The organism is Streptomyces sp. NPDC028314 (assembly GCF_055565795.1).
On sequence record NZ_JBVHTP010000017.1, the window covers coordinates 36,323 to 62,974 of the forward strand.

A 26,652-nucleotide genomic window follows, 5' to 3' on the forward strand; every position below is an offset into this window, starting at 1 on the left:
CGCATTTCGAAAGCCGCTGGAACTGCTGGAATATGACAGAGATACGTTCACGTTCGATCACCCCACGTGCCACCTTGCGCACGCACCGCACGGGCGGGCCCGTGGGGGATCATGGGCGCATGAGCGAAGACCACACACACGTGCAGGAGTTCTTCGGTGCGCGCGCCGCCGACTGGGACCGCAAGTTCCCGGCGGACGGACCCGCCTTCGCGACCGCCGTGGCCGAGTTCGGGCTGCGGCCCGGGGACCGGGTCCTCGACGCCGGCTGCGGCACCGGCCGCGCCCTGCCCGCGCTGCGGGCGGCCGTCGGGCCGTCCGGAACGGTGCTCGGCGTCGACCTCACCCCCCGGATGCTCGCCGCCGCGCGCGAGGCCGGCCGGGACGCCGAGGGCCTGCTGCTGCTCGCGGACGTGGCCCGGCTGCCGCTGCGCGACGCCGCGCTGGACGCGGTGTTCGCGGCGGGGCTGATCGCGCACCTGCCCGACCCGGAGTCGAACCTGCGCGAGCTCGCCCGCGTGGTCCGCCCCGGCGGCTCCCTCGCGCTCTTCCACCCGATCGGGCGAGCCGCCCTCGCCGCGCGCCACGGCCGCGAGCTGACCCCGGACGACCTGCGGGCCGAGCACAACATCGGCCCGCTGCTGTCCGCTTCGGGCTGGGACATGACCTCGTACGCCGACGAGGACCACCGCTACCTGGTACTCGCCGAGCGCCGCCCCTGACCGCCTTCCTTTCGTACGTCGGCCCGCGCGCCGGGGCCCCGGAGCACTCGGGGGCTACGCGGGCGGCTGGGCCTCGGCTCCGGCGGGCCGGCGTGGATGCGGCACGGGGCAGCCGCCCAGACCGGGCACCGGGAAGGTGCCGAGCTCCCCCACGTCGTAGCCGTCCGGATAGCCCTTGACCTCCGGGTTCTGGCGGGCGTAGTGCGGGGTCCCGCGCGGCGGCAACAGCCGCACCGCCCGGCCGCGCAGCCGCAGTGCCCCCTGGACCAGCCGGCGCACCCCGGGCCGCGGGGTCCCGTACCGGAAGGCCCTCAGCAGCGGTTCGTCGAGCAGCGCGATGCCGGCGCCGCGCACGGCGGGGGCCAGCGGCGCCGGGTACCAGGAGGCCATCAGGTCGAGGGTGGCGTCGGCCACCTTGCGCCCGCCCTCGTCCCAGCCGAAATGCGCCTCTTCGTAGGCGTTCAGGGTGGCCTCGAACTCCTCGAAGGAGCCCGGGATGTCCGTGATGCCCATGTGACGGCCGAGGGTGGCGTAGTAGTTCGCGGCGGCCCGGCGCTCGTGGTGGGTCATCGGGCGCCAGCCGTAAGCGTCCAGCCAGCGCGCCGGAATCACCACGAACGTGCACAGGACGTAGCGCATGTCCTCGTTCGAGATGTCGTAGCTGCGGTGCATCTGGTTGACGCGGCGGATCGCGGTGCGCGCGGTGTCGCTGTCGAAGCCGTGCTCCACGACCGCGTCGAGCAGCAGCGCGGTGTCGTCGTAGCGCTTCTGCGCGCGGTCGGTGAACTCGGCGGTCTCGGCGAGCAGGCGGCCGATGGAGGGGACCGCATAGGTCCGGAAGAGCGCGAGTTCCAGGGCGCGGGTGAAGTCCCAGGGAAACTCGTAGGTGGCGGTGAGCCGGTAGATGGCGAGGAAATCCTTGTCGGGATCGAGCCGGAGGATCTCCCTCAGCCGGTCGTAACGCTGCACCGGGGTCCCTTTCTGTGGCGGGTGCCCAACTCTACGTGCAGGTAGCGGGCTTGGAAATCGACGCCCGCGGGCCCTCGACGGACGAGTTACCCGCTGGTTAAGGTGCGCCGACGACAGAGCGACCGGAACGGGAGGAGGCCACGTGTCCGAAGAGGATGACGGGGGCTCGCTGTACGTGCTCACCGCCGTACTGCTGACCCCCACGCAGTTCCCGGGCGTCCTGGGCGACGACTTCCCGGAGGCCTGCGCCCTGCTGGGCGTGGAGCCGGTCCCGGACGGGTACGGGCTGGTGCTGGGGCAGGACGAGGAGGGGGCGCGCTGGACGGTCGTCGTGGACGACGTCTCGCTCGTGGCCGCCGCCATCGCCTCCTGGGACTGCGGCATGGAGTACGACCTGTCCCCCGACGAGCGGACGATCGTGGTGTCGCTGGCGGGCTGGCCGCTGGAGCTGACGGTGTCCACCTCGGGCATCCCGGAGCCCCACGACCCCGAGCAGGGCGCGGACGGCACCGGACGGGTCCCGCTGGCGCCTCCGTCGGCCGACGCCTGGGGGCCGGTGCAGCGGCGGATGGGCGCCGATCAGATCGCCCGGGAGTGGACGGACTGGGCGGAGCGCGTCGCCACGGACGGCGGGGCGGCGGCCGCCGCGCACCCCGGCCTGGCGCGGGCGCTCGCGGAAGCGGTGGGCTACACCGAGAAGCCGCCGCCGCCCGGCCGCGTGCGGTCCTCCTTCGCCGCCGAGGGCGCACGGACGCTCCGGGCCGACGGACCGGGCTGGTCGCTGGTCGGCCGCACCGACGGCGCGGCCTTCGTCCTGCTGGACGACGAGCCGGGCGAGGTCCTCGCGGTCCCGCGCGGCGGGGATCCGGACCGGCCCGAACTGCCTGTACTGCCGGAACTGCTGGCGGCGCTGGACCGCGTCGCGGTACGGCCGGCCTGAACACACGAGGGAGTGTGCCGAAGTGGTTGCCGCGGTGGAATCGGAGCCGGTGGGCGTGGTCGTGGGCGGTCGCGCGGAGGTGGCGGACGACGACTGGGGGCGCGAGACGGCGGTGATCCGGCTGGACGCCGCGCGGTTCGGCCCGGAGGCCCTCTACGGGCTGGCGGACTTCTCGCACCTGGAGGTGGTCTACCACTTCGACCGGGTGCCGGTGGAGCAGATCGAGACCGGCGCACGGCGCCCCCGGGGCAACCCGGACTGGCCGCTGGTCGGCATCTTCGCCCAGCGCGGCAAGAACCGGCCGAACCGGATCGGCGTCTCGCGCTGCCGGATCCTGGGCGTGGACGGGCTGGACGTGCGGGTGGAGGGCCTGGACGCGGTGGACGGCACCCCGGTGCTCGACCTCAAGCCGTACCTGGCGGAGTTCGGCCCGCGCGGGGAGCAGCACCAGCCGCGATGGGCGACGGCCCTGATGCGGGACTACTACTGAGCCGACGCCGTGGCCGGGCCGACCCACGGCGCGGGAGCGACGGGAGCTGGCGAGCCCGGGCAGCGGCGGTCGCCCCGGGTCAGACCCTGTCGAGCGCGGTGTGCGGGAGCGGCGGGAGGCTGCTGCTGACCGCCGCCACCTGTGCGGTGTCCATGGAAATCCCCCTGTACCACTGCCGCCGTCAGCGGCCGATCTGCTTTCTGGACGCACCCCGCAGCCGACGCCGCTGGGACGGGTCCAGCATGAAGTACGCGATGGTCGGCACTCCGATCAGGACCAGGAGTCCCGCCCAGAACCCGACCGTGGCGAACAGCACGATGGCCGCCACCACTCCGGCAACCGCGACCTTTCCGCCTGTGGACATCTGCGGACACCTCCTCCTGCGTCGGCCACTACCCCCTTCAACGCGCCGCCCCGGCCACTCGTTCCCCGCCGCTCCCCCGGCCGGGTCCGGTCGCGGGCGTGGCCGACGTACCGCTTGTCGGGCCGCCCGGCCGGTACGACGATGGGGGCGCTCCGGGTACCGCGGCACCACGGGAGGGTGACATGGGCGATCCGTCGGTGGCGCTGCCGGGCGGGGCCGATCCCGCCGAGCGCACGCGCGTACTGCGCCGGGCCCATGACGCCTTCACCCGGGACGGGCGGGTCGAGGCCCCGGTCCGGGCGGTGATCGCGAGGTCCTGGCGGCGGTGCGCCCGGGCGCGGCTCAGCCCGGAGTGCGCGCCGCGGGTGGAGCTGCCGGAGGCCGAGCTGCGGTCCTACCGGGAGCAGCATCCGCTGGCCCGGGTGCTGCCGGTGTTCCGGGACCTCGTGGGGGCCTTCGCGGCGCACGGGGCGCACCTGCTGGCGGTGTGCGACGCGCGGGGCAGCCTGCTCTGGGTGGAGGGCGAACCGGCCACCCTGCGGCGGGCCGAGCGGCTCGGCTTCGTGCCGGGCACGCGCTGGGCGGAGACGGCCATGGGGACCAACGCGCCCGGCACGGCGGTCGCGGTCGGCAAACCCGTCCAGGTCTTCGGAGCGGAGCACTTCAGCCGCCGCGTGCACCCGTGGACCTGCGCAGCCGCCCCCGTCCGCGATCCGCGCACCGGGCAGCTGCTCGGCGCGGTGGACATCACCGGCGGCGACGGGCTGGCCCACCCGCATTCGCTGGCCTTCGTCCAGGCCGTCGCCCGGGCGGCCGAGGCCCGGCTGTCCCTGATGGGCCCGCACCCGCCGCCCGCCGCCGGCGGCCCCGACACCGGCCCGGACACCCTCACCGCGCTCGGCCGCGACGAGGCGCTGCTGGTGAGCGGCGGCCGGGAGATCCCGCTCGGCAGGCGGCACAGCGAGATCATGGCGCTGCTCGCACACCACCCGGAGGGGCTTTCGGGCGAGGAGCTGGCGATCGCCCTGTACGAGGACGAGACGGTGTCCGCGGTGACCCTGCGCGCGGAGATCTCCCGGCTGCGCGGGCTGCTGGGGGCGGGAGGGCTGCTGTCGCGCCCCTACCGGACGGCCGCCCCGCTGGAGGCCGATTTCACCGCCGTGACCCGGCATCTGGCGGCTGGGGCGGTCTCGGCCGCCCTGACCCGGTACCCGGGCCCGCTGCTGCCCGCCTCCACGGCGCCCGGGGTGGCCCGGCTGCGCCGGCGGATCGAGGACCAGGCCCGGGCCGCGGTGATCGCCCGGGCGGACGCGGGGCTGCTCAGCGACTGGGTGTGCAGCCCGTGGGGTGCGGACGACCCGGCGGTGTGGCGGGCGCTGGCCGACGCCCTGCCTGCGGAGGGTCGGCCCGCCGCGCTGGCCCGCGTACGCTCCCTCGACCGCGAACTGGCCGCGCGGTAGGCGCGGGGCGGCCGCGCACCGCGTACGGACCACCTCGACGGGGCGTCTCAGACGGGGCTCTCCTCCCGGACGAGCCCGGCCACGTGATCGGTGATCATGTCGAGGATCTCGGCCGCGGCCCGGTCGTTGCCGAGGACGAGGTAGTTCAGGGTCACACCGTCCGTCATGGCCGCCAGATAACGGGCCAGGACGGGGTCGGGAACGCTCAGCTCGAAGGCCGTCGTCCGGCGGAGCTGTTCGATGAGCCCGCGGTAGGTCTCGGAGTAGAGCTCGTACTGGCGCCGCGCGAGGTGCTCGAACCCGGGCTGGCGCAGGGCGTACTGGGTGAGTTCGTACGTGAGCATGTGCTCCCCGGGGCTGGCCGCCACGTGGTCCCAGTAGGCCTGGAAGCCGGCCCGGACGGTCTCCCGGAGGGTGGCCCTGGGCCGGATCGCCTCCTTCACGACCGAGACGCAGTGGTCGGTGATGGTCTCGATGACGGACTCCAGCAGCGCCTGCTTGGAGTCGAAGCAGTAGTGGAAGACGCTCAGCGACACGCCCGCCTCGGCGGCGATCGACCGGGTGGTCGTCCTGGAGACGCCGTCGCGGGTCATCGCGCGGATCGCCGCCTCGGTCAGCTGCCGCCGCCGGTCGGCCAAGGGCATCCGGGCCATGGGTGCGCTCCCTTCGTTCCTCCGCGCCCCGGCGGAGCGCGGAAGGCCGGGGCGGCCGGATCGGGAACCCGACCCGGCCGCCCCGGCCGCCGGACCTCGCCGGTGAGGTCCGTCAGCTGCTGTAGACGCCCACTTCGTGGAGGGAGTAACCCCACTGGGTGCCGCGTCCCTGCCCGTGGATGCGCACGTAACGGGCCGTGACCCCGGTGAACCGGGCCGTGTCCAGCCCGCCGTCACCCGTGGAAGTGGACCACGCCGTCTGCCAGTTCGTACCGTCCGTGGACACCTCGATGCGGTACGCCCTGCCGTACGCGCGCTCCCAGTCGAGGGTGACGCGCCGGACCAGGCCCGCGGACCCCAGGTCGAGCTGGAGCCACTGGTCGTCCTTCCAGTCGCTGGCCCAGCGGGTGCCCCGGTTGCCGTCCACGGCCCGGTCGGGGGCGTAGCTGGTGAAGGGGTTCCACTCGGAGGCGCTGGCCGAGGCGGACGCTCCCGAGGCGAGGTTCACTCCCGCCTTGTGCCGCTCGGAGGCGCCCCAGGTGCGCAGGTAGGACTCGGCGCCGCGGAAGAGGTCGTCCACGACCCCCTGCCCGCCGACGTTGCGGATGTCCTCGATCCAGTCCGGGACCATGCCGTAGTGCGAGGCACCGTCCGTGTTGAGGTCCCAGGTGCGTTGGCCCGTGGTCTGCTTGTCGATGACGGAGCCGCCGTCGGTGCTGCGGAACGGGTAGCGCACCGGGTTGGGGGTGTCGGCGCCGCGCGGGCCGGGCCAGCCGCCGACGCCGTTCATGTCGGTGCCGTAGCCGTAGCCCACGCCGTACTTGTCGCGCAGCGCGTCGGTGCGCTTCGCCTCGGCGCTGAATCCCTCGGCGCCGCCCATGTACTGGGCGACGAACCCGCCGAGCTTGTAGAGCCGCTCGGTCCAGTCGAGGTCCATCCAGCTGTGCGAGGAGATCACGCCGGGGTACGACTCGGTCTCCAGGATGTCGAAGGCCCGGCCGGCGGCCTTGACGCTCATGTGGTCGACCTCGAGCATCATCTTGCGTTTCATCATGCCGCGCACCGCGTACTCGCCGAGGTCCGTGAGACCGCGGGTGTTGCACTGCGCCCCGGCGGCGTAGGCGGGAACGGTCACGCCCGCCGGAAGCTGCTTCTCCGCCGCGGCGGCGGGTGCGAGGCCGATGGGGTTGTCGTGCTGCGGGCCGGCGCACTCCTCGGTCTTCCAGAAGGTGCCGGTCGACAGGAACTGGCCGACGTTGATCGCCGTTCCCAGGGCGCCCTGGTCGAAGCGGACCCCGCAGAGGGCGTTGTCGAACTTGTGGCAGAGGAACATGCTGCGCACGCCGAGCTTGTGCAGCTCGTCGAGGCCCCGGTCGATGTCCTCCTTGCTGCACTGGGAGATGTCCAGGATCTGCTTGCAGCCGAAGGGCTCGGACGTCTCGACGCCCAGGACGACGGCGAGCTTGCCCTGCTGGACGACCTCGCGGGCCTGGGCGGAGTCGGTGACGATCCGGAACCAGCCCTTTCCGGGTCCGCCGTACATCTTGTCGATGAAGGCCTGCATGTCGTAGGTCTTCTGCGCTTCCAGGCGGATCGCGGTCATCTCGTCGCAGCCGCGGTCCTTGAAGAAGTAGACCGAGCAGATCACGCCGTTGGTGACGAGGTCGTTGACGAGGACCCGCTGGCCGCCGCGCCAGGCACGCTCGACCCAGGCGTAGTAGTTCTGCTGGTGGGTCAGCGAGTCGTGGGCGGGCCAGTCCTTGAAGGTGGGCCAGCCGTTCGGGTCGTGCTTGCCGTCGCCGCCCTTGGTGATGAAGTCGAAGATGGCGAGCGTGCCGTCGGGATAGTGCTCGGGGCAGTCCTTGAGCGCGTCCGCGACCCCGAGCTCGGAGAAGGGTTTGCCGCAGATGAGCCGTCCGCCGAAGCCCTCGTTCGACATCAGGTGGTCGTGCGCGTCGACGAAGCCCCGTACGTTGCCCTGGGCGTCGGTCCCCTTGAAGGGCTCACCGGTGACGTTGATCTCGGAGTCGGGCGCGGGGCGCGCGGTGGGGTTCCACCAGCCGGAATCGGCCGCGGCGCCCGGGGTGGGGCCGAGTGCCATGGCCAGCATGGCGAGGAGCAGTGACAGAACCGCGATCGGTTTGCGTCTGCTGTGCAGGGGTCGAGTCATGGCCACCACTCACGTCCACGGTCGGTCGGCGGAGGGCGCGGTCGAGGACGCGGACGGCCGGGGCATGACCCGATCGCCGATTGTCATGTCCCGCGCAATCAATGCCTCGAGAATCGCGACTGCGGCAACCGGAGTCAAGAGTCCGGGACAGATGACCTGATGGATCGTCACGCAGACTCGTCCCCCGGCGTCGGCGGCAACATGCCGCGTTCGGCGTAATCGAGGGTTCGGGCCCGGCCTCCTCCTCACGCTGTGACGGTCGGTCACGGTCGAGTCAGGAGGCCCGTGTGGACAGGTCCCGTCGATGGGTGGCGCCGCGGACGGCGCCCGGGGTCGGGCGGTGAGGCACGGCCGCCCGGACGGGCCCCTGGAGGTCGCCACGGACCAGGACGGCTTCCGGCAGGCCGCGCCGCCGGCGTGGATGCGGTGGTTGCCGTTCGTCTACGTGGCCTTCGTCCTCCTCCTGGAGGTCACCCTCCAGGAGGAATGGGCGGTGAGCTTCTTCCTCATCGCCCTGCCCCCCATCGCCGCCTACGCCTTCGGCCCGGTCGTCGTGGCCGCGCTCACCGTGCTCGCGATCCTCCTGGAGGTTGTCCTCGCCGCGATCTCCCACCACCTGGGGGAGAACCACCACGTCACCGCCGACATCGCCACGCTGGTCGTCGGCGTCCTCTCGACCGCGCTCGCCGCGCACCGCAGCCGCCAGGAACGCCACCTCGTCCACGCCAACTCGGTCGCCGAGGCCCTCATGCGGGCCCTGCTGCGCCCGGTGCCGCACCAGGTCGGACACGTGCTGGCGGCCAGCCTGTACCGGCCGAGCGAGGCCGGGACCATGGTGGGCGGCGACCTCTTCGACATCCGCGCCACCCATGCCGGGGAGCGCGCCATCATCGGCGACGTACGCGGCAAGGGGCTCCAGGCGGTCCGTACGGTCGCGGCGATCCTCGGAAGCTTCCGCGAAGCCGCGTACGAGGCGCAGGACCTGACCGCCCTCGCCGCCAGGCTGGAGCGGCGGCTGACCCGGGAGGCCGAGGAGATCCCGGACGAGGAACTGTTCGCGACGGCCCTGCTCATCGAGTACGACAGCCTGGCGCACCGGGTGACGTTGGCCAACCACGGGCACGTCGAGCCGGTGCTGATCTCCCGCGGCGAGGTGCGCATGCTGGAGGGCCCGCCGGCGCTGGCCCCCCTCGCCCGCGTCGGCGCGTTTGCGGGGCATCAGCCGTGTTCGCCCAGCACGATCTTCCACACTCGGGTCGCGACCTGGAGGTTGAGCCGGTCCTCGACGTTCGCGAGGTCGTTGCCGCTGATGTCGCGGATGCGCTGGAGCCGGTAGCGCAGCGTGCTGCGGTGGATCGCGAGGGATTCGGCGGTCTCGTCGTAGTTGCCGCCGCAGTCGAAGTACTGGGACAGGGTCTCCACCATCGCCGTGTGGTGCCGGGAGTCGTAGTCGATCAGCCGCCCGAGCCACTCGTGGACGAACGTCTCCAGTTCCCGGTAATCGTTGCCGGGTCCCAGGATGCGGTAGAGGCCCAGCTCGTCGAAGAACGTCGTGCCGTAGTGCTCGCGGGAGTGGCGGCGCACTTCCAGGGCGCGCTGCGCCTCCTCGTAGCGGTGGGGGATGTCGTCCAGGGAGTCGCAAGGGGAGCTCACCCCGATGGTCCCGGACCGTGTCCCGGTCTCCCGCGCGAGCGCCTCGTACAGCGCGCGGGCGTGCGGCCTCTCGTCGGCGACCAGGACCACGTGGTCGGAACGCCGGGTCAGCAGCGAGTGCATGCCCACGGCAGAGGCCGCCCGGCCCACGGTCTGTGCGAAGGAACCGTCCGCGGTCCGGTTCGACCACTGCACCGCGACGACGTAGTGGCGGCGGTGCAGGTCGTGTCCGACTGCCTCGGACCGGGCGTAGGCGCTCGCCTCGTCCGTCCCTGCCAGGAGGTCGTCGGCCAGCTCGCGGTGCAGCCTCGACTCCACTTCGGCCAGACTGCGCAGGTGCGCCAGCTCCGGGGCGAGCGACGCGGCGGCGTCCTCCAGCGCGCGCAGGGTGTGCTCGTCGGCCTCGCGGCGGACGTCGACCAGGGCCAGCACGCCCAGGATCTCGCCGTGCGGGCGGACCAGGGTGATCAGCCGGTCCTTCACCCGCACCGGCCCGCCCTGACGGGCGACGGCGTACAGCATTTCGTCCTGGCGCACGGGGTCCGGCTCGGGATAGGGGTCGGGGCGATCGGGACCGGTCCAGGACCTCAGCCGACCGAAGCGGTCCTCGGCCAGCGCGGGGAGTCCGGTGAGCCCGTGCAATGCGCGGGTGAGGGCTTCCTCGCCGCCGCCCGAGGCGGCGACGTCGGCCATGAGCGCGTGAACGGCCCGCTGGTACCCCAGCTCGGCCACGACGGAGATCAGCCGACCCTGGAGGGCTGTCCGCTCCTCCCTCAGCCGGTGCAGCTCCAGCGCGTCCTCGCGTTGGCGGCGGTGAGCGAAGGCGACCGACAGCGCAGCGGCGGTGTGCCGGACGAGCGTGGCGAGCAGGGAGCGCTCGGCCTCGGTGGGCCGGGAGCGGGACGTCACCACGAGGTAGCCGTGGAGTCCTTCAAGCCCGCGTAGCCCCACGGCCCGGCCCCAGGGCCGGCCGGGCACGGTCACAGGGCCGTCCTCCCCGGCCAGCTCCCGCACCCTCCGGTCCATGGCCAAGGCATGGACCTGCCCGTTCCTCGGGCCTGGGACCAGGTCGCCGTCGACCTCGAGGTATCCGGCCTCGGCGCTGTATGGCCCCGCGGCGGCTATGTGGTCCATGGCCAGGCTCAGGATCTCGCCTTCGTCCAGGGTGTCGAACAGGGCGCTGGACAGCACCATCAGTTCGTGCGGGACACGGTCGGCCGGGGTTGGAGCGGGTGGGCGGGGCCCTCGCCGCGCGGCCGTGGGGTGCCGCCCGCTGCCGCGGGGTGGGAGGGACCCGAGAGACCCTCTCCGCGCGGCCATGGGGCGCCGACCGCCGCTGCCCCGCGGAAGGCTGCTCTCCCGGTCGCAGCGGCGGCGGTACAGGTGGTGCGCCCGGCTGCTGGCCATGGGATCACTCCGTTCTCTTCGAGCCTACAGGCGAGCGGTGGTGCCTGCTCGGGCCGGCTCATACGAGATGTCCGGATTCTTCCCCTCGTACTCGTGGGGCGACCGGACCCGTGCGCTTCTGACTCGCCAGGCGCAGGCGTGGAGCCACTCGGCCCGCCACCCTGGGAAATGTTCGAAACCGTCCGCGCGCACCGGCGGGAAGGGCCGGGCGGTGACCGAGCAGCTCCGCAGGCCGGTTGCCTCGTACAAGACGTACCGGGAAGCCGCACGCGCCGTTGGCCACCCATCCCGTCGTCTCCGCCCTGCTCCTCGTCCTGTACGGGCTGATCTTCGAACGAGGCCGCAGGGCTGATCGGCGGGCTGCAGACCACGGGCGGAGGTCCCGCCCGTACCTGAACGAACGTGATCCGGACAGTCGGCGCAGGCGCCGTACCGGGAGGAGTTCCTCATGGCCAAGGCAGTGGGCATCGACCTGGGCACCACCAACTCGGTGATCGCCGTGTGGGAGGGCGGAGAGCCGTCCGTCGTGCCCAACAGCGAGGGCAACCGCACGACACCGTCCGTGGTGGCCTTCACCGACACCGGGGAACGTCTGGTGGGCCAGCTGGCCCGGCGCCAGGCGATCCTCAATCCCAAGGGCACCATCTACTCGGCCAAGCGGTTCATCGGCCGGCATTTCGACGAGATCTCCGACGAGGCCAGGGCGGTGGCGTACGACGTCGTCGAGGGCGACGGCGGGGCGGCCCGCTTCAAGGTGCGCGACAAGCTGTACGCACCTGAGGAGATCAGCGCGCAGGTGCTGCGCAAACTCGCCGACGACGCCTCCAAGCAGCTCGGGGAGCGGGTCACGGAGGCGGTCATCACGGTGCCCGCTTACTTCAACGACGCCCAGCGCACCGCCACCAAGGACGCCGGACGGATCGCGGGACTGGAAGTGCTGCGGATCATCAACGAGCCGACGGCGGCCGCCCTCGCGTACGGCGTGGACAAGAAGGAGCACGAGACCGTCCTCGTCTTCGACCTGGGCGGCGGCACCTTCGACGTGAGCATCCTCGACGTCGGCGACGGCGTGGTGGAGGTGCGCTCCACCGCCGGCGACAGCCACCTGGGCGGCGACGACTTCGACCGGCGCCTGGTGGATCACCTCGCGGACGACTTCCAGAAGGAGAACGGCATCGACCTGCGCAAGGACGCGCAGGCGCTGCAACGATTGTTCGAGGCGGCGGAGAAGGCCAAGACCGAGCTGAGTTCGGTGACGCAGACGCAGGTCAGCCTGCCGTTCATCACCGCCGACGCCTCCGGGCCCAAGCACCTGACCGACTCGATCATGCGGTCCACGTTCGAGCAGATCACCGGCGACCTGGTGGAGCGCTGTCTGGGGCCGGTCGAGCAGGCCATCGCCGACGCCAAGGTCGGCGAGAGCGACATCGACGAGGTCATCCTCGTCGGCGGATCCACCCGCATCCCAGCTGTCCAGGCCCTGGTCCGCCGGCTGACCGGCGGCAAGGAACCCAATATGAGCGTCAACCCCGATGAGGTCGTGGCCCTGGGTGCCGCGATCCAGGCAGGGGTGCTCAAGGGCGAGGTCAAGGACGTCCTGCTGCTCGACGTCACCCCCTTGTCGCTGGGCGTGGAGACACGCGGCGGAGTGATGACGAAGATCATCGAGCGAAACACCACCATTCCGGTGCGCCGCAGCGAGACCTTCTCCACCGCCGAGGACAACCAGCCGGCCGTCGACGTGGTGGTCCTCCAGGGCGAACGCGAGCGGGCCGCCGACAACCGGGTGCTGGGCCGGTTCCAGCTCACCGACATCCGGCCGGCGCCGCGGGGCGAAGCACAGATCGAGGTCACCTTCGACATCGACGCCAACGGCATCCTCGACGTCAAGGCCCGTGACCGGGACACCGGCAAGGAACAGGGCATCACCATCAGCGAGAGCTCCAATCTGGACCGCAGTGAGGTCGAACGCATGGTCCAGGAGGCCGAGAGCAACCAGGGCCAGGACAAGGCACTCCGCGAGGCCGTCGACGCCCGCAACGAACTCGACGCCATCGCGTACCAGGTCGAGAAGCGTCTCGCCGAACTGGGCGACGCAGCGCCCGCGCACGAGAAGGCACGCGGCGAGATGCTCGTGTCCGACGCCCGGGCGGCGGTCCAGGAAGAGGCGGGCGTGGAGCGCGTGCGGCCCCTGACCTCCGAACTCCAGCAGGTGCTCGCCGGGCTGGCGGCCCATCAGGGCGCCGCCGCTACGGGCGGAGGTCCCGGCCAGGACGCCGCCACCGGCGGTCCCACGAGCGGCAGTGGCGGTGACGATGATGTCATCGACGCCGAGTTCGACAAGGGCTGAGGCGCGCCATGCCCACCTACCCCCAGGAACCCGACCGGGCCGCGTCGGAGCCGGTCGAACCGGTCCCGGAAGGCGCCGGACGCCCTCCGCGCGGGGATCTGCCCCAACCGGGCCCGCCCCGGCCCGGAGCGGCGAACGGCGAACCGGGACCCGATGCCGCCGGCCCCGCGCCTGCCGAGGACGAGTACACGACCGCGATCCAGGAACTGGAGGACCGTTGGCGGCGCGCACTCGCCGACCTCGACAACCTTCGCAAGCGTCACGCCAGGGAACTGGAGCGCGAACGGGCGGTGGAGCGGGGCCGCACGGCGGCCGCCTTCCTGCCCGTCCTCGACAACCTCGAACTCGCCCTGACCCACGCGGGCGCCGATCCGGGCGCGATCGTGGAGGGCATCCGGGCCGTACGCGACCAAGCGGTGAACGTCCTCGAACTGCTCGGCTACCCGCGGCACGCGGAGACCGGGGTCCCCTTCGACCCGGCCAGGCACGAGGTGGTCGGCGTCGTCCAGGACCCCGACGCCCCACCGGGCACGGTCGTCGAGGTACTGCGCCCCGGCTACGGGGACGGCGAGCGGCAGCTCAGGCCCGCCGCCGTAACCGTCGCGAAGCGGGAGTGACCGGTCATGGCGCGGGACTACTACGAGGTGCTCGGCGTGTCGCGGTCCGCGAGCCAGGACGAGATCCAGCAGGCATACCGCAAACTCGCCCGCAGGCACCACCCCGACGTCAACAAGGACCCTGGGGCGGAAGAGCGTTTCAAGGACCTCAACGAGGCATACAGCGTCCTGTCCGATCCCAAGGCCCGGGCCCGCTACGACCGCTTCGGCGAGGATTTCCGCAAGATCCCGGAGGACTTCGACGAACGGGTCGCGGCCGGAGCGGGCGGCGGCTTCCGCGGTCGCACGACCGCAGGCGGCGGCGGTCCTCGTGTCCGGTACGCCGGCTTCGGCGACGACTTCGGAGCGGAGGGCATCGACATCGAGGACCTGTTCGGCTCCATGTTCGGAGCCGGCGCCGCCCGAGGGGGCGTCCCCGGAGCGGACCAGGAGGCCGAACTGGCGCTCACCGTCGAGGAGGCGTACCGAGGCGGCCGTCGTACCGTCACGCTCGCAGGTCCCACCGGGCAGCCGCGGCGGTACGAGTTCGACGTTCCGCCGGGCGTCACCGACGGGCAGCGCATCCGGCTGGCGGGCGAGGGCGGCCGGGGCAGTGGTGACGCGGCCGCGGGCGACCTGTACCTGCGCGTGCGCATCCAGCCCCACCCCCGGTTCCGGCTGGACGGCCGCGACGTGCACGTCCAGGTCCCGGTGGCCCCCTGGGAGGCGGCCCTGGGTGCGACCGTGCCGGTGCCCACCCCCGGCGGCGGCACGGCCAAGGTCACGGTGCCCGCGGGCTCGTCCAGCGGCCGACGGCTGCGGCTGCGCGGCGAGGGCATGCCGAACCCGCGCGGCGCGAACGGCGACCTGTACGCCGAACTCCGCATCGTGGTGCCACCCACCCTCGGCGACCGTGAGCGCGAACTGTTCGAGGAGCTCGCCGCCGCCTCCTCGTACGACCCCAGGAGGACGTGATGAACGATCCACCCGCGGGAGCGGCAGGCATCGGCCGGGGCGGCGTGGGCAGCCGTCCGGTACGAACGGGCGCCGACCTCACCGCCTCGACGGCCGTCCGGTACGCGCTCGTGCCCGCCCCCAGGCTCTCCCTCGACGCCGTGGCCCGTCGCTCGGGCCTCCACCCCGATCTGATCCGCCGGTTCGTCGCCCTCGGCCTGATCGACGCCGAACGCGACGCCGCGGGGCACCTGGTGTTCGACCCCACGGCCCCGGCGGTCCTCGCCCGCATCCAGCGGCTGCGCACCGGACTCTGCCTCAACTACGCATCCATCGGCCTGGTGCTCGACCTGCTCGACCGCATCAGCCTGCTAGAAGCCGCCCTGCGCGGCCGCGGCACGAGGAGTGAAACACCCCCATGGACATGAACCGTCTCACCCAGAAGTCCCAGGAAGCCCTCCAGGAGGCCCAGACCGCGGCCGGCCGCATGGGGCACACCGAGGTCGACGGAGAACACCTGCTGCTCGCACTCCTCGATCAGGAGGACGGTCTGATCCCGCGGTTGCTGGAGCAGGCGGGCAAGGAGCCCAAGGAACTGCGCGCGGCCGTGCGCGAGGAACTCTCCCGCCGCCCCAAGGTCACCGGTCCCGGCGCGGCACCCGGCCAGGTCTTCGTCACCCAGCGCCTCGCCCGCCTGCTCGACGCCGCCGAACGGGAGGCCAAACGCCTCAAGGACGAGTACGTGTCCGTGGAACACCTCCTGCTCGCCCTGGCCGAGGAGAGCTCTTCGACCGCCGCCGGGCGACTGCTCAAACAGGCCGGCATCACCAGGGACTCGTTCCTGAGCGCGCTCACCCAGGTCCGCGGCAACCAGCGCGTCACCTCCGCCAACCCCGAAGTGGCCTACGAGGCTCTGGAGAAGTACGGCCGCGACCTCGTCCTCGAGGCTCGGTCCGGGCGGCTGGACCCGGTCATCGGCCGTGACGCGGAGATCCGCCGCGTCACCCAGATCCTCAGCCGCAAGACCAAGAACAACCCCGTCCTCATCGGCGACCCCGGCGTCGGCAAGACCGCCATCGTCGAGGGCCTGGCCCAGCGCATCGTCCGCGGCGATGTCCCCGAGGGCCTGCGCGAGAGGACGGTGTTCGCCCTGGACATGGGCTCCCTGGTAGCCGGCGCCAAGTACCGCGGCGAGTTCGAGGAACGCCTCAAGGCCGTGCTGTCCGAGGTGAAGGCCGCCGAAGGGCGCATCCTGCTCTTCGTCGACGAACTCCACACCGTCGTCGGCGCAGGCGCCGCCGAAGGAGCCATGGACGCCGGCAACATGCTCAAGCCGATGCTGGCCCGCGGCGAACTCCACATGATCGGCGCCACCACCCTCGACGAGTACCGCAAGCACATCGAGAAGGACGCCGCCCTCGAACGCCGCTTCCAGCAGGTCCTGGTCGAGGAGCCCAGCGTGGAGGACACCATCTCCATCCTGCGCGGACTGCGCGAACGCCTCGAGGTCTTTCACGGCGTGAAGATCCAGGACACCGCGCTGGTCTCCGCGGCCACCCTCAGCCACCGTTACATCACCGATCGATTCCTGCCCGACAAGGCCATCGACCTCGTCGACGAGGCGTGCGCCAGGCTGCGTACCGAGATCGACTCGATGCCCGCCGAACTCGACGAGATCACCCGCCGCGTCACGCGGCTGGAGATCGAGGATGCCGCCCTGTCCAAGGAGACCGACCCCGCCAGCCAAACGCGCCTGGAGGAGCTGCGCAGGGAACTGGCCGACCTGCGCGGCGAGGCCGACGCCAAACACGCCCAGTGGGAGGCCGAACGGCAGGCGATCCGCCGCGTGCAGGAACTGCGCCAGGAACTGGAACAGGTCCGCCACGAGGCCGAGGAGGCCGAACGCGCCTACGACCTCAACCGCGCCGCCGAACTGCGCTACGGCCGCCTTCAGGACCTGGAGCGCCGACTCGCCGCGGAGGAGGAGCAACTGGCCGCCAAACAAGGTCAGAACCGGCTGCTGCGCGAGGTCGTCACCGAGGAGGAGATCGCCGAGATCGTCGCCGCCTGGACCGGCGTCCCCGTCGCCCGCCTCCAGGAGGGCGAACGCGAGAAGCTGCTACGACTCGACGAGATCCTGCGCGAGCGCGTCATCGGCCAGGACGAGGCCGTCAAGCTCGTCACCGACGCCATCATCCGCGCCCGCTCCGGCATCCGCGACCCTCGCCGCCCCATCGGCTCGTTCATCTTCCTCGGCCCCACCGGCGTCGGGAAGACCGAGCTGGCCAAGACCCTCGCCCGGACCCTGTTCGACTCCGAGGAGAACATGGTCCGCCTCGACATGAGCGAGTACCAGGAGCGGCACACCGTCAGCCGGCTCATGGGCGCACCGCCCGGATACGTCGGCTACGAGGAGGGCGGCCAGCTCACCGAGGCCGTGCGCCGCAAGCCGTACTCGGTCGTCCTGTTCGACGAGATCGAGAAGGCGCACACCGATGTCTTCAACACGCTGCTGCAGATCCTCGATGACGGCCGCATCACCGACTCCCAGGGCCGCACCGTCGACTTCCGCAACACCGTGATCATCATGACGTCCAACATCGGCTCCGAGCACCTCCTCGACGGCGCCACCGCCGAGGGAGAGATCAAGCCCGACGCCCGCGCCCTGGTGATGGGCGAGCTGCGCGGGCACTTCCGCCCGGAGTTCCTCAACCGCGTCGACGACATCGTGCTGTTCAAGCCGCTCGGTGAGCGGCAGATCGAGCGGATCGTGGAGCTGCAGTTCGACGAGCTGCGGCAGCGGCTCGCCGAACGCCGCATCACCGTCGAACTCACCGACGTCGCACGGGAGGTGATCGCCCACCAGGGCTACGACCCGGTGTACGGGGCCCGGCCGCTGCGGCGTTACATCTCCCACGAGGTCGAGACGCTGGTCGGGCGCGCGCTGCTGCGCGGCGACGTCCAGGACGGCGCGACGGTGCGCGTCGACGCCGAGCACGGAGAGCTGGTGGTCACCTACGACCAGCCCGAGGGGGGCCGGGAAGCGAGGGCGGCGTGAACACCACCCGGACGACGACGGTGACCTGCCCGAACTGCGGGCGCGGCAACCGGATTCCCGTGGCCGCCGAGGGACGGCCCCGATGCGGCCACTGCAAGCAGCCCCTGCCCTGGGTCGTCGACGCGGGCGACGACGACTTCGCCGAGGTCGCCGACAACGCCACGGTGCCCGTCGTCGTCGACCTCTGGGCCACCTGGTGCGGCCCCTGCCGCATGATCAGCCCAGCCCTCGAACAGGTCGCCGGGGACCTCGCCGGACGGATCAAGCTCGTCAAGGTCGACGTCGACCAGAGCCCACGGCTCAGTCGGCGGTTCGAGGTCCAGGCGGTGCCGACCCTGCTCGTCCTGGACCGGGGCGAGACGGTCGCCCGGCAGGCCGGCGCGGCACCCGCGCACGTCCTGCGCTCGTGGGTCGAGCAGGCGATGGCGGGCCGGCAGACCACTGCCGGAGGGTGAACGACGGTGATGAGGAAGACCATCGCCTGCCGCGGCCGATCAGGCCCATTCACGGAAGGAAAACCCTCATGGTCACGATGCCCGACCCGCACCTGGCGATGGTGCGCCCAGTGACGCCGCGTACCCCGGAGGGCTGCGAGGAGTGCCTCAGGGAGCAGTCCCCGTGGCTGCACCTGCGCCTCTGTCTCACCTGTGGGCACGTCGGCTGCTGCGACTCCTCCCCCCTCAAGCACGCCAGACGGCATGCGGGGAGCGTCGGTCACCCCGTTGTGCAGTCCTTCGAGCCGGGAGAGGACTGGCGCTGGTGCTACGTTCACGAGGTCCTGGTCTGATGAGCACGGCCGAGCACAGGAATGGTACGGTCCGCGAGACACCTGACCGGTACGGGGCGTTCCCCCGCCTCACCCCGGAGCAGCTCGAGGACCTGACCGCGCACGGTGAGCGCCGCAGGACCGCCGAGGGCGAGGTGCTGTACCGGGAGGGCGAGCCGTTCCGGGAGTTCCTCGCGATCCTCAGCGGGACCGTCGAGATCCTCCACGACCAGGGCGGCCCCGACGAGCGGACGGTGGCGGTCCACGGACCCGGCAGGTTCCTCGGGGAGCTCGGGCTGCTGGAAGGCCAGGCGGCGTTCAACACCGCCGTGGTGCGCGAGGCGGGCGAGATCCTGGCCGTACCGGTGGAGCGGCAACGCGCCCTGGTCGGCAGCGACCCCGTCCTCGGCGACCTGATCCTCCGCGCCTACCTGGGCCGCAGGTACCTGCTCATCGGTCTCGGCGCCGGCTTCAGGATCCTGGGGTCGTGCTACTCGCGGGACACGCTGCGGCTGCGCGAGTTCGCCGCCCGCAACCGGCTGCCCCACCGCTGGGTGGATCTGGAGAGGGACAAGGAGGCTGAGGCGCTGCTGCGCCGGTTCGCCATCCGTCCCGAGGAGACGCCGGTGGTCCTCTGGAAGGGCGAGCGGCTCCTGCGCAATCCGAGCAACGTCGAACTCGCCCGGCTCATCGGGCTGCCCGCCCCCTCGCCCGGGAACGAACGGTGCGACGTCATGGTGGTCGGTGCGGGCCCCGCAGGACTCGCCGCCGCCGTGTACGGCGCCTCCGACGGCCTCACCACGGTCACCGTCGACGCCGTGGCCACCGGAGGCCAGGCCGGGACCTCGTCCCGCATCGAGAACTACCTCGGCTTCCCGTCCGGCATCTCCGGGGGCGAACTCATCGAACGCGCGGTGCTCCAGGCCCACAAGTTCGGCGCCCGCCTCATGGTGCCGGCGGAGGTCAGCGCGCTCACCCCGCAGGACGATGAGTACGTCGTCACCTTCACGGACGGTTCCCGGGCCCGGGCCGGCGCCGTGGTGCTCGCCTCGGGCGTGTGGTACCGCAGGCTCGAAGTGCCCGGCATCGACCGCCTGGAAGGCATCAGCGTCTACTACGCGGCGACGGTCCACGAGGCCAGCCTCTGCCGGGCGGACCCGGTCGCCGTGGTCGGCGGCGGGAACTCCGCCGGGCAAGCGGCGCTGTTCCTCGCCGACCACGCGTCCAGGGTCCACCTCCTCGTCCGGGGCAGCGACCTCAACGCGGACATGTCGCGCTATCTGGTGGACCAGGTGGAACAGCACCCCAAGATCGAGGTGTCGCTCCACACCGAAGTCCAGGGCGTCGCTGGGGAGGAGCAGCTGGAGTTGCTGGTGGTGGAGGACAACGCAAGCAACGAGCGCCGTGAGCTGCAGGCCGCGGCGCTGTTCGTGTTCATCGGGGCCCGGCCGCGCACGGAATGGCTGGGGGGCGTGCTGGCCCTGGACGAGAGGGGCTTCGTCCTCACCGGCGCCGACGCCCGGGCGGTGGCCGACGCGAACCGGTGGGCCTCGCTGGGCCGCGATCCGATGCTGCTGGAGACCACCCTGCCCGGAGTCTTCGCCGCCGGCGACGTCAGAAGCGGCTCGGTGAAACGGGTGGCCTCGGCGACGGGTGAAGGCGCCATGGCGATCCGTCTCGTGCACGAGCACCGGGAAAGGAGGGGAATCCTGGTCACCGCCGACTCCGAGGGACGTCGGCCGGTAGCGGGCGGGTCCGCGTCCTCGCGCTGACCCTGCCGCTGACGGACCCCACAGGTGGCCCCACCCGTAAGAACAGCGTGTCACCGCGGCTTCGCCTTCACCCCGGGGCATCCTGTGAACCCCTGCAACAGCGGAGGGCAGCCGAGGAGGATGGTCCGGTCGTGCGGGTGTCGTCGCAGGGCGTTACGGTCGTGGCTCTCCTGGCGGATCCGGACGTGCCCACGGACATCGCGCAGCGCATCGCCCGGATACTCCCTGATCGGCTCGCCGAAAAGGCGGGCCAGGGGCGCCGGTTCGACGTCAAGGTGGTCAGTGAGCCCTTCACCTCGGGGACCGAGGACCCGCCCACCTTGATGCGCCGGATCATGGACCGCGGAAGTGCGGAGGACTGGGACATCGTGGTGGCCCTCACCGACCTTCCGCTGCACTCACACGGGCGCAAGATCGTTGTGGATCTGAGCCACGAACACGGCTTGGCGCTGCTGTCCCTTCCTTCCCTGGGGGGCTTGCGGCTGCAGACGAGGGCGCGGCGGGCCGTGGAAGAGGCCGTGCTCGGCTTGACGGGTCCGCAGGCCACCGGGGCTGAGGGGCTTCCGGGCAGTCAGCCGCTTCTGGGCCCTTTCGCCGGTCGTCTCGCGCCTATCCATCCGGGCCCGGTGGGTGAGGAGGAGACCGCCGATCTTCGATACGTCGTCAGCGGGCCGCGCGGCTACCTGCGGGTGCTCGTCGGTATGGTCCGCGCCAACCGGCCCTGGCGGTTGGTATCGGGCCTGTCGAAAGCCCTGGCGGCCGCACTCGCCACAGGAGCCATCGCCACCCTGGACTCCACCACCTGGAGCCTCTCCGGGGCCCTGAGCGCGCCACGCCTCGTGATCGCCATGGTGGGGTCCGTCGGGCTCATGATCGGCTGGCTGATCGTGGACGGGGAGCTGTGGCATCGATCGACAGAGGGCTCGCCGGAGGCGAGGCAGAGGGCGCGGCTCTACAACACCTCGACGGTCCTCACCGTGGGTATCGGGGCGCTCGTCTGCTACGTGGGTCTGATGGTCATCAACTTGGTGTGGGCGCTGTTCATCCTCAACGACCGAGTGTTCGCTTCCATGACAGGAACCCCGCTGCACGCCACGGAGTACTTGACGTTGTCCTGGTTCGTCGCGTCGGTCGCCACGGTGGCCGGCGCGCTGGGATCAGGCTTGGAGAGCGACGAGGCGATCCGCGCAGCCGCCTACTCCACGCGCGAAAAGGAACGTCGCCACATGCTCCAAGGCGACCACGGTGACCAGCTGGTGACCTGAGCCGCTCCCGCGGGACACGAGGACTGCGGCCTCATGCTCAACGGACTCCGCGGCGTGGCCGACGCGACCCGGCAGGGGGTCCGGCTAGGCTCCTGGCCGTGACGTGGCTGCGGGCCCTCCGGGAAGTCGTGCGATCCGGGCTCACGATCGAGGAGGCGCGACTGGAGCCCCTGCTCGCGCTGCGCACTGCTGCTGGGGTGGCGATCGTCATCGGGCCGGCGCTGTGGCTGGCCTCCCCGGCGTACGCCGCGTCCGCCGCTCTCGGTGCCTACTCCGCGGGTGCAGCCACTTTCCAGCGCACCTGGCGTCCCCGCAAAGTGATCGCGCTCGGCGCGGGCGCCGGTCTGGCGCTCAGCACCTTCGTAGGCTATCTGGCGGCGGGGCGACTCGCGACGTTCCTCCCCCTGCTGGCCGTATGGGCCTTTGCCGCAGGGATGGCGTGGGCCGTCGGATCGACCGCCGGGATCGTCGCAGCGACGACGGTCGGCAGCATGCTGGTGACCGTCACCCTGCCCACGAGCGTCGGGCGGGCTCTGGAGCACGCCGGGATCATCGCGCTCGGGGGCGTGGCGCAGGCCGTGCTGATCCTGCTGTTCCCGATCCGTCGTTGGGGGGCGCATCGCGACGCGCTCGCCGACGCCCTGGCCGCCGTGGCGGACTACGCCCGCCGGCTGCGGCACGACCCGACCGCCCCCTTCGACCCGGAACCGTTGATGACGGCCCGGGACGCGGCCGCCGTGACGCCATCACAGGCCCGCACCCGTCCCCCCGTCCTGCACGGCCCCCGGGGACTCGCCGAGCGCATTCGGCCCGTCGTCGCCGCACTCGCCGACCCGGACGTCGGCGCCCCGGCGGAGGGACCCGGGCGGGACCGCGCGCGGGAGCTGCTCGACGCGGCCGCCGACGTCCTGGATGCGGCCGCCCGTGCGATCCGCCGCGGCATTCCCGCCGAGGTGTCGCCCGCAAGCACGGCCGCCCTGCGCGTCGACGAGGAGCACGAGGTGCTGGAGGGCCCCGCGCGGCAGGCCGCCGAGCGGCTCGTGGAACTGCTCGCCGAGGCGTTGGAGATCGCCGGGAGCGGCGGCGCGCGCGGGAGGACGCCCACGCCGCCCGGCCCCGCGGACGCCCAGTTCCTGGTACGGCCGACCATGTTCCGGCTGGTCCCGGTCGTAGTCCGGGCGGTCCGCCGTGAGCTCCGCCGGGACTCGCCCGTGTTCCGGCACGCCGTCCGCCTGGCGGCGGTGGCCACGCTCGGCTATCTGATCGCCGCCCGGCTACCGGTGGGCCACGGCTACTGGGCGCCCATCACCTCGGTGATGGTGATGCGGCCGGACTTCCACCGGACGTACGCGCGGGCGGTGGCCCGTCTCGCCGGGACCCTGGCGGGGGTCGCGCTCGCCACCGGGATGGTGCGGGCCCTGGGCCCGGACGCCGAGGTGTTCGGCCTGCTGGCGGTGGTCTCGGCGGGACTGTCGTTCACTCTGAACCGCACCGGCTACGCCTACTCCCAGTGCTTCACTGCCGCATACGTCGTCTTCCTGCTCGGCATGGGCGGCCAGGCATGGGAGCAGACGGTCCCGGAGCGGGTGGTGCTCACCCTGCTCGGCGGGGCCCTGGCCATGCTGGCGTACGTGGTGTTCCCCGCATGGGAGACACCCCGGCTGCCGGGCCGGCTCGCGGACTGGCTCGCCGCCGACGGCCGTTACGCGGCCGCGGTGCTCCGCAGCTACGCCGAACCGACCCGGGAACATCACGCCGACATGCGCAGGGCACTGCTGGCGAGCAGGGAAGCACGTGCCGCCTGGCAGGAGACGTACGACCGGGCAAGGCAGGAACCGGTCCGCCCCAGGGGCCTGACGTCGCGCGAGGCGGAGGAAGCGCAGGAGGCGCTCAAGGGGTTCGGCCGGGCGGCGATGCTCATGGAGAGCCACGTCCCGCGGGCCGACAGCCGTCTCGTCCCCGAGGCGGAGCGGTTCGCCGAGGCACTGGAGGCGGACACCGCGCAGGCGGCGGTCGACGTGCGCGAGCACAGGAATCCGGACTGGGGGCGCGTGGAGGAGGCGCTCCACGCGTGGGAGGGCGCCGCCGCCGGGGACGGGAGCCCGGTGGTGCGGCGCGGGGCGGAACTGCAGAAGCAAGCCTTGGAGGACCTCGCGACGGCCGTGAGCCGTACACCCCTGGAACGGGACGTCGGCTCCGCTCGCGAGCAGCAACGGGTGCGGGCGGCCGCGGCGGGCGGAAGGTGACGGATCAGGACCCGCCCACCGGGGTGGGTGACGGCTCCGGCGGCGGGGCGACGCCATGGGCGCCGACCTTGCCTGGCCCGGTGCTGGGTGACGCCGACTGTCTCGCCGCTCGTATGGCGCTGAGGTTCCGAACGAATGTCGCGGACGTTCAAGTGCGGGGCGTGTCGGTCTTCCTAGGATTCGACGGCAGAAGGGAAACCGGGGCTGTTCCCGGACTGAAACCCGGTGGTCGGACAGTGCTGCCGTGGGAAGCGGAGACATGATGGGCCAGAGTCCTTATGACCATGTCGTTGTGGGAGCGGGGACAGCGGGGTGCGTGATTGCCTCCCGGCTCTCGGAACGCCCCGGCGTGCGGGTGCTGTTGCTGGAGGCGGGGGCCCGGGACGCGACCGAGGCGATGGCATCGTCTTGGGGGTTCCTGGGGTTCGACCCGTCATCCCTATGGCTGGGCACCTCGACCGTGCAGGCCGGTACGGGCAGGGCCGCTGACGTGCTGCGCGGTAAGGCGCTCGGCGGATCGTCGAGCATCAACGGCCTCTACCACCTGCGGGGGCACCGCTCGGGTTACGACGAATGGCCCCGACTCGGCGCCCCGGGCTGGGGTTTCGACGATCTGCTGCCCCATTTCCGCCGTAGCGAGAACACTCGCAGTCGTGATGCCTCCGTGCGGGGCACGGACGGACCGGTCGTGGTCGCCCCGGTTCCGGAACCCCATCCCCTGGCCACGGCGGGCGTCGACGCCGCGGTGCAGGCTGGGTTCACACGCGCCGATGACATCGGCGGCGGGCTGGAGACCGGGTTCGGGTGGAGTGACATGAATCTGCCCGGCGGCGGCCGCCAGAGCGCGGCCGACGCCTACATCCGTCCGTTCCTCGACCGGCCGAACCTGGACGTCGTCACGGACGCGACCGTGCACCGGCTGCGCATCACCGCGGACCGCTGCACCGGCGTCGAGTACACCGTGGGTGGCGAGCACCTGTCCGTCGAGAGCGCCGAGGTCATATTGACCGCGGGGGCCATCGGCTCCGCGCACCTCCTGATGCTGTCAGGGATCGGCCCGGCACGACACCTTGGCGAACACGGCATCGGCGTCGTCGCCGACCTGCCGGGAGTGGGATCCCATCTGCAGGACCATCCGATGGCGGCCGTGGTGTACGAGGCCAGCCGGCCCGTACCGTTCGTTCCTGCCAACCCGCCGGCCGAAATGATGGGCCTGCTGTACAGCGGTCCCGCCGCGGCCCGGCCGGACCTTCAGGTCTACATCGTCGCCGCACCGCTCCCGTCGGCATGGGGCCAGCCGCCGGCCAACGGCTACTCCATCGCTTTCTCCGCGATGGCTCCGCACAGCAGCGGCGCCGTGCGCCTGGCGGACGCCAATCCCGCTAGCGCTCCCGTCGTCGACCCCGGCTACCTGAGCGACGACCGTGACCTGGAGGTCATGCGCAGGGGCCTGGCAGTGGCACGCCGCATCGGGGAGGCCGACGCGTTCGCCGACTGGCGCAAGCAGGAAGCGGTGCCGGGCTCCGGGACGAGCGGCGAATCCGTGGAAGATTTCATCCGCAAGGCTACCGGCCCCTACTTCCACTTCACCGGCACCTGCCGCATGGGAACCGACGCCGATGCCGTCGTCGACCCCGCAAACCTTCGCGTACACGGGATCGCCGGACTGCGGGTCGCCGATGCCTCGGTGATGCCGTCCATCCCCTCGGCCAACACCAACGCGACCGTCTATGCCATCGCAGAACGGGCTGCCGAACTGCTCGACTGAGCCTTCTTCCGCGCCCACGGCGCTTTCACCACGCGCTTCATCCCCTCGTCGTGCGCCGAATGCGACCCAGACTCCGGCTCTCCGCGGGGGCGGTGACGTGCAAGCGCGCGGCCGCCCCGGCCACACTGCCCTCCAAAGCGCGAGAAGCAACGCGCAGTTCGGCCCCGACCGGCCTCGTCACCCCTCCTCAGACAGGAGCACCACCATGTCCGAAACGCTTCAGACCACTGACGTCGTCACCTCCGACGCCGAACTGCTCGACCGCACCGCGATCGCCGTGCGCGCCGCCGGTGCGGCGCTGCGCGAGCGCTTCGGCGATGTGGTCCGCTACGAGACCCGCGAGGAGCTGATGCACGCGCTCGCCGCCAACGACAGCACGGCCCTCGACATCCTCCGCCCTCGTCTCACGACCCTGCGCCCGGAGGCCGGTTGGGTGGAGGACGAGCTGGACGGCGGGGCGCTGCCGCCCGGCGAGTGGTGGGTCGTGGACCCGGCCGAAGGCAACGTCAACCACCTGCACGCGCTGCCGGAGTGGGCGGTGACCGCCACCCTCGTACGGGAGAACCAGCCCGTACTCACCGTGGTCCACCTGCCGTTGACCGGCGAGACCTACACCGCGCTCACCGGCGCCGGCGCCCACCTCGACGGCCGGCCGCTGCACGTCTCCGGCACCGCGGACCTCGGCCTGAGCATCGTGGCCACCAGCCAGGCCCGGCCGGACGAGGACGAGAAGGTCGTGCGGCGCGTCGGCTCCTCGATCACCACGATGCTCTTCAACGCGCTCGTCGTCCGCACCGCCGTGCCCGCGACCCTGCACCTGACGAACGTGGCCGCCGGCCGGATCGACGCCTTCTGGCAGTTCGCCGGCGCCCGAGCGGACCTGCTGCCCGGCGCGCTGCTCGTCACCGAGGCCGGCGGACAGATCTCCGACGCCGAGGGCCGCCCCTGGACCCCGCAGAGCGAGAGCTTCCTGGCTGCCGCGCCCGGCGTCCGCGCCGAGGCCGTCGCCACGCTCTCCCGCTGATCCCGCACCCCGCACCCCGCACCCCGCA

At 72.1% G+C, this 26,652-nt stretch carries 21 protein-coding genes and 1 pseudogene; 17 read left to right on the plus strand and 5 right to left on the minus strand.

Annotation, left to right across the window (positions count from 1 at the left end; genetic code table 11):
• Window positions 1-119 precede the first annotated feature (119 nt).
• Window positions 120-719, plus strand: a complete 600-nt coding sequence (locus ACZ4TG_RS31840; protein ID WP_468169536.1) for a class I SAM-dependent methyltransferase — start codon at window positions 120-122, stop codon at window positions 717-719.
• 54 nt (window positions 720-773) lie between these two features.
• Here the strand turns inward: ACZ4TG_RS31840 and ACZ4TG_RS31845 are convergent, their stop codons facing one another.
• A complete protein-coding gene (locus tag ACZ4TG_RS31845; protein ID WP_468169538.1) occupies window positions 774-1,688 on the minus strand; it encodes an oxygenase MpaB family protein in 915 nt (304 codons plus the stop codon).
• 142 nt (window positions 1,689-1,830) lie between these two features.
• Here ACZ4TG_RS31845 and ACZ4TG_RS31850 point away from each other — a divergent pair, with 142 nt between their 5' ends.
• Both ACZ4TG_RS31850 and ACZ4TG_RS31855 read left to right on the plus strand, forming a co-directional pair.
• Window positions 1,831-2,628 carry a hypothetical protein gene (locus tag ACZ4TG_RS31850; protein WP_468169541.1) on the plus strand — a complete coding sequence of 266 codons (798 nt, stop codon included), beginning with the start codon at window positions 1,831-1,833 and terminating at the stop codon, window positions 2,626-2,628.
• A gap of 22 nt (window positions 2,629-2,650) precedes the next feature.
• A complete protein-coding gene (locus ACZ4TG_RS31855) occupies window positions 2,651-3,118 on the plus strand; it encodes an SAM-dependent methyltransferase (protein ID WP_468169544.1) in 468 nt (155 codons plus the stop codon).
• A 181-nt stretch (window positions 3,119-3,299) separates the two neighbouring features.
• On the opposite strand, the gene ACZ4TG_RS31860 is transcribed toward ACZ4TG_RS31855, so the two are convergent.
• A complete protein-coding gene (locus ACZ4TG_RS31860; protein WP_468169547.1) occupies window positions 3,300-3,482 on the minus strand; it encodes a hypothetical protein in 183 nt (60 codons plus the stop codon).
• A gap of 182 nt (window positions 3,483-3,664) precedes the next feature.
• Here ACZ4TG_RS31860 and ACZ4TG_RS31865 point away from each other — a divergent pair, with 182 nt between their 5' ends.
• On the plus strand, window positions 3,665-4,942 hold the full coding sequence (locus ACZ4TG_RS31865; RefSeq protein WP_468169550.1) for a helix-turn-helix domain-containing protein: 1,278 nt from the start codon (window positions 3,665-3,667) through the stop codon (window positions 4,940-4,942).
• 47 nt (window positions 4,943-4,989) lie between these two features.
• Here ACZ4TG_RS31865 and ACZ4TG_RS31870 read toward each other — a convergent pair whose 3' ends face one another.
• On the minus strand, window positions 4,990-5,595 hold the full coding sequence (locus ACZ4TG_RS31870; protein WP_468169553.1) for a TetR/AcrR family transcriptional regulator: 606 nt from the start codon (window positions 5,593-5,595) through the stop codon (window positions 4,990-4,992).
• Window positions 5,596-5,707: 112 nt separating this feature from the next.
• Complete coding sequence (locus tag ACZ4TG_RS31875) at window positions 5,708-7,765, minus strand: galactose-binding domain-containing protein (protein WP_468169556.1); 2,058 nt, start codon at window positions 7,763-7,765, stop codon at window positions 5,708-5,710.
• Window positions 7,766-8,105: 340 nt separating this feature from the next.
• Here ACZ4TG_RS31875 and ACZ4TG_RS31880 point away from each other — a divergent pair, with 340 nt between their 5' ends.
• Complete coding sequence (locus ACZ4TG_RS31880; protein WP_468169559.1) at window positions 8,106-9,101, plus strand: PP2C family protein-serine/threonine phosphatase; 996 nt, start codon at window positions 8,106-8,108, stop codon at window positions 9,099-9,101.
• On the opposite strand, the gene ACZ4TG_RS31885 is transcribed toward ACZ4TG_RS31880, so the two are convergent.
• Window positions 8,984-10,612: a PucR family transcriptional regulator gene (locus ACZ4TG_RS31885; protein WP_468169562.1), complete on the minus strand. Its 1,629-nt coding sequence runs from the start codon at window positions 10,610-10,612 to the stop codon at window positions 8,984-8,986. The genes ACZ4TG_RS31880 and ACZ4TG_RS31885 overlap by 118 nt on opposite strands.
• Window positions 10,613-11,273: 661 nt before the next feature.
• Here ACZ4TG_RS31885 and dnaK point away from each other — a divergent pair.
• From dnaK to ACZ4TG_RS31945, 12 genes and pseudogenes are all read left to right on the plus strand, one after another.
• The gene (gene dnaK / locus ACZ4TG_RS31890; RefSeq protein WP_468169565.1) at window positions 11,274-13,175 is read left to right on the plus strand and encodes a molecular chaperone DnaK; all 1,902 of its coding nucleotides are present in this window, start codon (window positions 11,274-11,276) and stop codon (window positions 13,173-13,175) included.
• An 8-nt stretch (window positions 13,176-13,183) separates the two neighbouring features.
• Complete coding sequence (locus ACZ4TG_RS31895; RefSeq protein WP_468169568.1) at window positions 13,184-13,792, plus strand: nucleotide exchange factor GrpE; 609 nt, start codon at window positions 13,184-13,186, stop codon at window positions 13,790-13,792.
• A gap of 6 nt (window positions 13,793-13,798) precedes the next feature.
• Window positions 13,799-14,746, plus strand: a complete 948-nt coding sequence (locus ACZ4TG_RS31900) for a DnaJ C-terminal domain-containing protein (RefSeq protein WP_468169571.1) — start codon at window positions 13,799-13,801, stop codon at window positions 14,744-14,746.
• A complete protein-coding gene (locus ACZ4TG_RS31905) occupies window positions 14,746-15,153 on the plus strand; it encodes a chaperone modulator CbpM (protein ID WP_468169574.1) in 408 nt (135 codons plus the stop codon). Before ACZ4TG_RS31900 ends, ACZ4TG_RS31905 begins: the two co-directional genes overlap by 1 nt.
• The gene (gene clpB, locus ACZ4TG_RS31910) at window positions 15,144-17,783 is read left to right on the plus strand and encodes an ATP-dependent chaperone ClpB (protein WP_468169576.1); all 2,640 of its coding nucleotides are present in this window, start codon (window positions 15,144-15,146) and stop codon (window positions 17,781-17,783) included. The genes ACZ4TG_RS31905 and clpB overlap by 10 nt, the downstream gene beginning before the upstream one ends.
• The gene (trxA, locus tag ACZ4TG_RS31915; protein WP_468169579.1) at window positions 17,780-18,238 is read left to right on the plus strand and encodes a thioredoxin; all 459 of its coding nucleotides are present in this window, start codon (window positions 17,780-17,782) and stop codon (window positions 18,236-18,238) included. The genes clpB and trxA overlap by 4 nt, the downstream gene beginning before the upstream one ends.
• A 68-nt stretch (window positions 18,239-18,306) precedes the next feature.
• Window positions 18,307-18,570: a UBP-type zinc finger domain-containing protein gene (locus ACZ4TG_RS31920; protein ID WP_468169582.1), complete on the plus strand. Its 264-nt coding sequence runs from the start codon at window positions 18,307-18,309 to the stop codon at window positions 18,568-18,570.
• On the plus strand, window positions 18,570-20,321 hold the full coding sequence (locus ACZ4TG_RS31925; RefSeq protein ID WP_468169585.1) for an FAD-dependent oxidoreductase: 1,752 nt from the start codon (window positions 18,570-18,572) through the stop codon (window positions 20,319-20,321). The genes ACZ4TG_RS31920 and ACZ4TG_RS31925 overlap by 1 nt, the downstream gene beginning before the upstream one ends.
• A gap of 131 nt (window positions 20,322-20,452) precedes the next feature.
• Window positions 20,453-21,586: a hypothetical protein gene (locus ACZ4TG_RS31930; RefSeq protein ID WP_468169587.1), complete on the plus strand. Its 1,134-nt coding sequence runs from the start codon at window positions 20,453-20,455 to the stop codon at window positions 21,584-21,586.
• 98 nt (window positions 21,587-21,684) lie between these two features.
• Window positions 21,685-23,863, plus strand: a pseudogene (locus tag ACZ4TG_RS31935) (FUSC family protein).
• A gap of 231 nt (window positions 23,864-24,094) precedes the next feature.
• Window positions 24,095-25,600 carry a GMC family oxidoreductase gene (locus ACZ4TG_RS31940; RefSeq protein WP_468169930.1) on the plus strand — a complete coding sequence of 502 codons (1,506 nt, stop codon included), beginning with the start codon at window positions 24,095-24,097 and terminating at the stop codon, window positions 25,598-25,600.
• Window positions 25,601-25,805: 205 nt separating this feature from the next.
• Complete coding sequence (locus ACZ4TG_RS31945) at window positions 25,806-26,624, plus strand: inositol monophosphatase family protein (protein WP_468169590.1); 819 nt, start codon at window positions 25,806-25,808, stop codon at window positions 26,622-26,624.
• The last annotated feature ends 28 nt before the right edge of the window (window positions 26,625-26,652 follow it).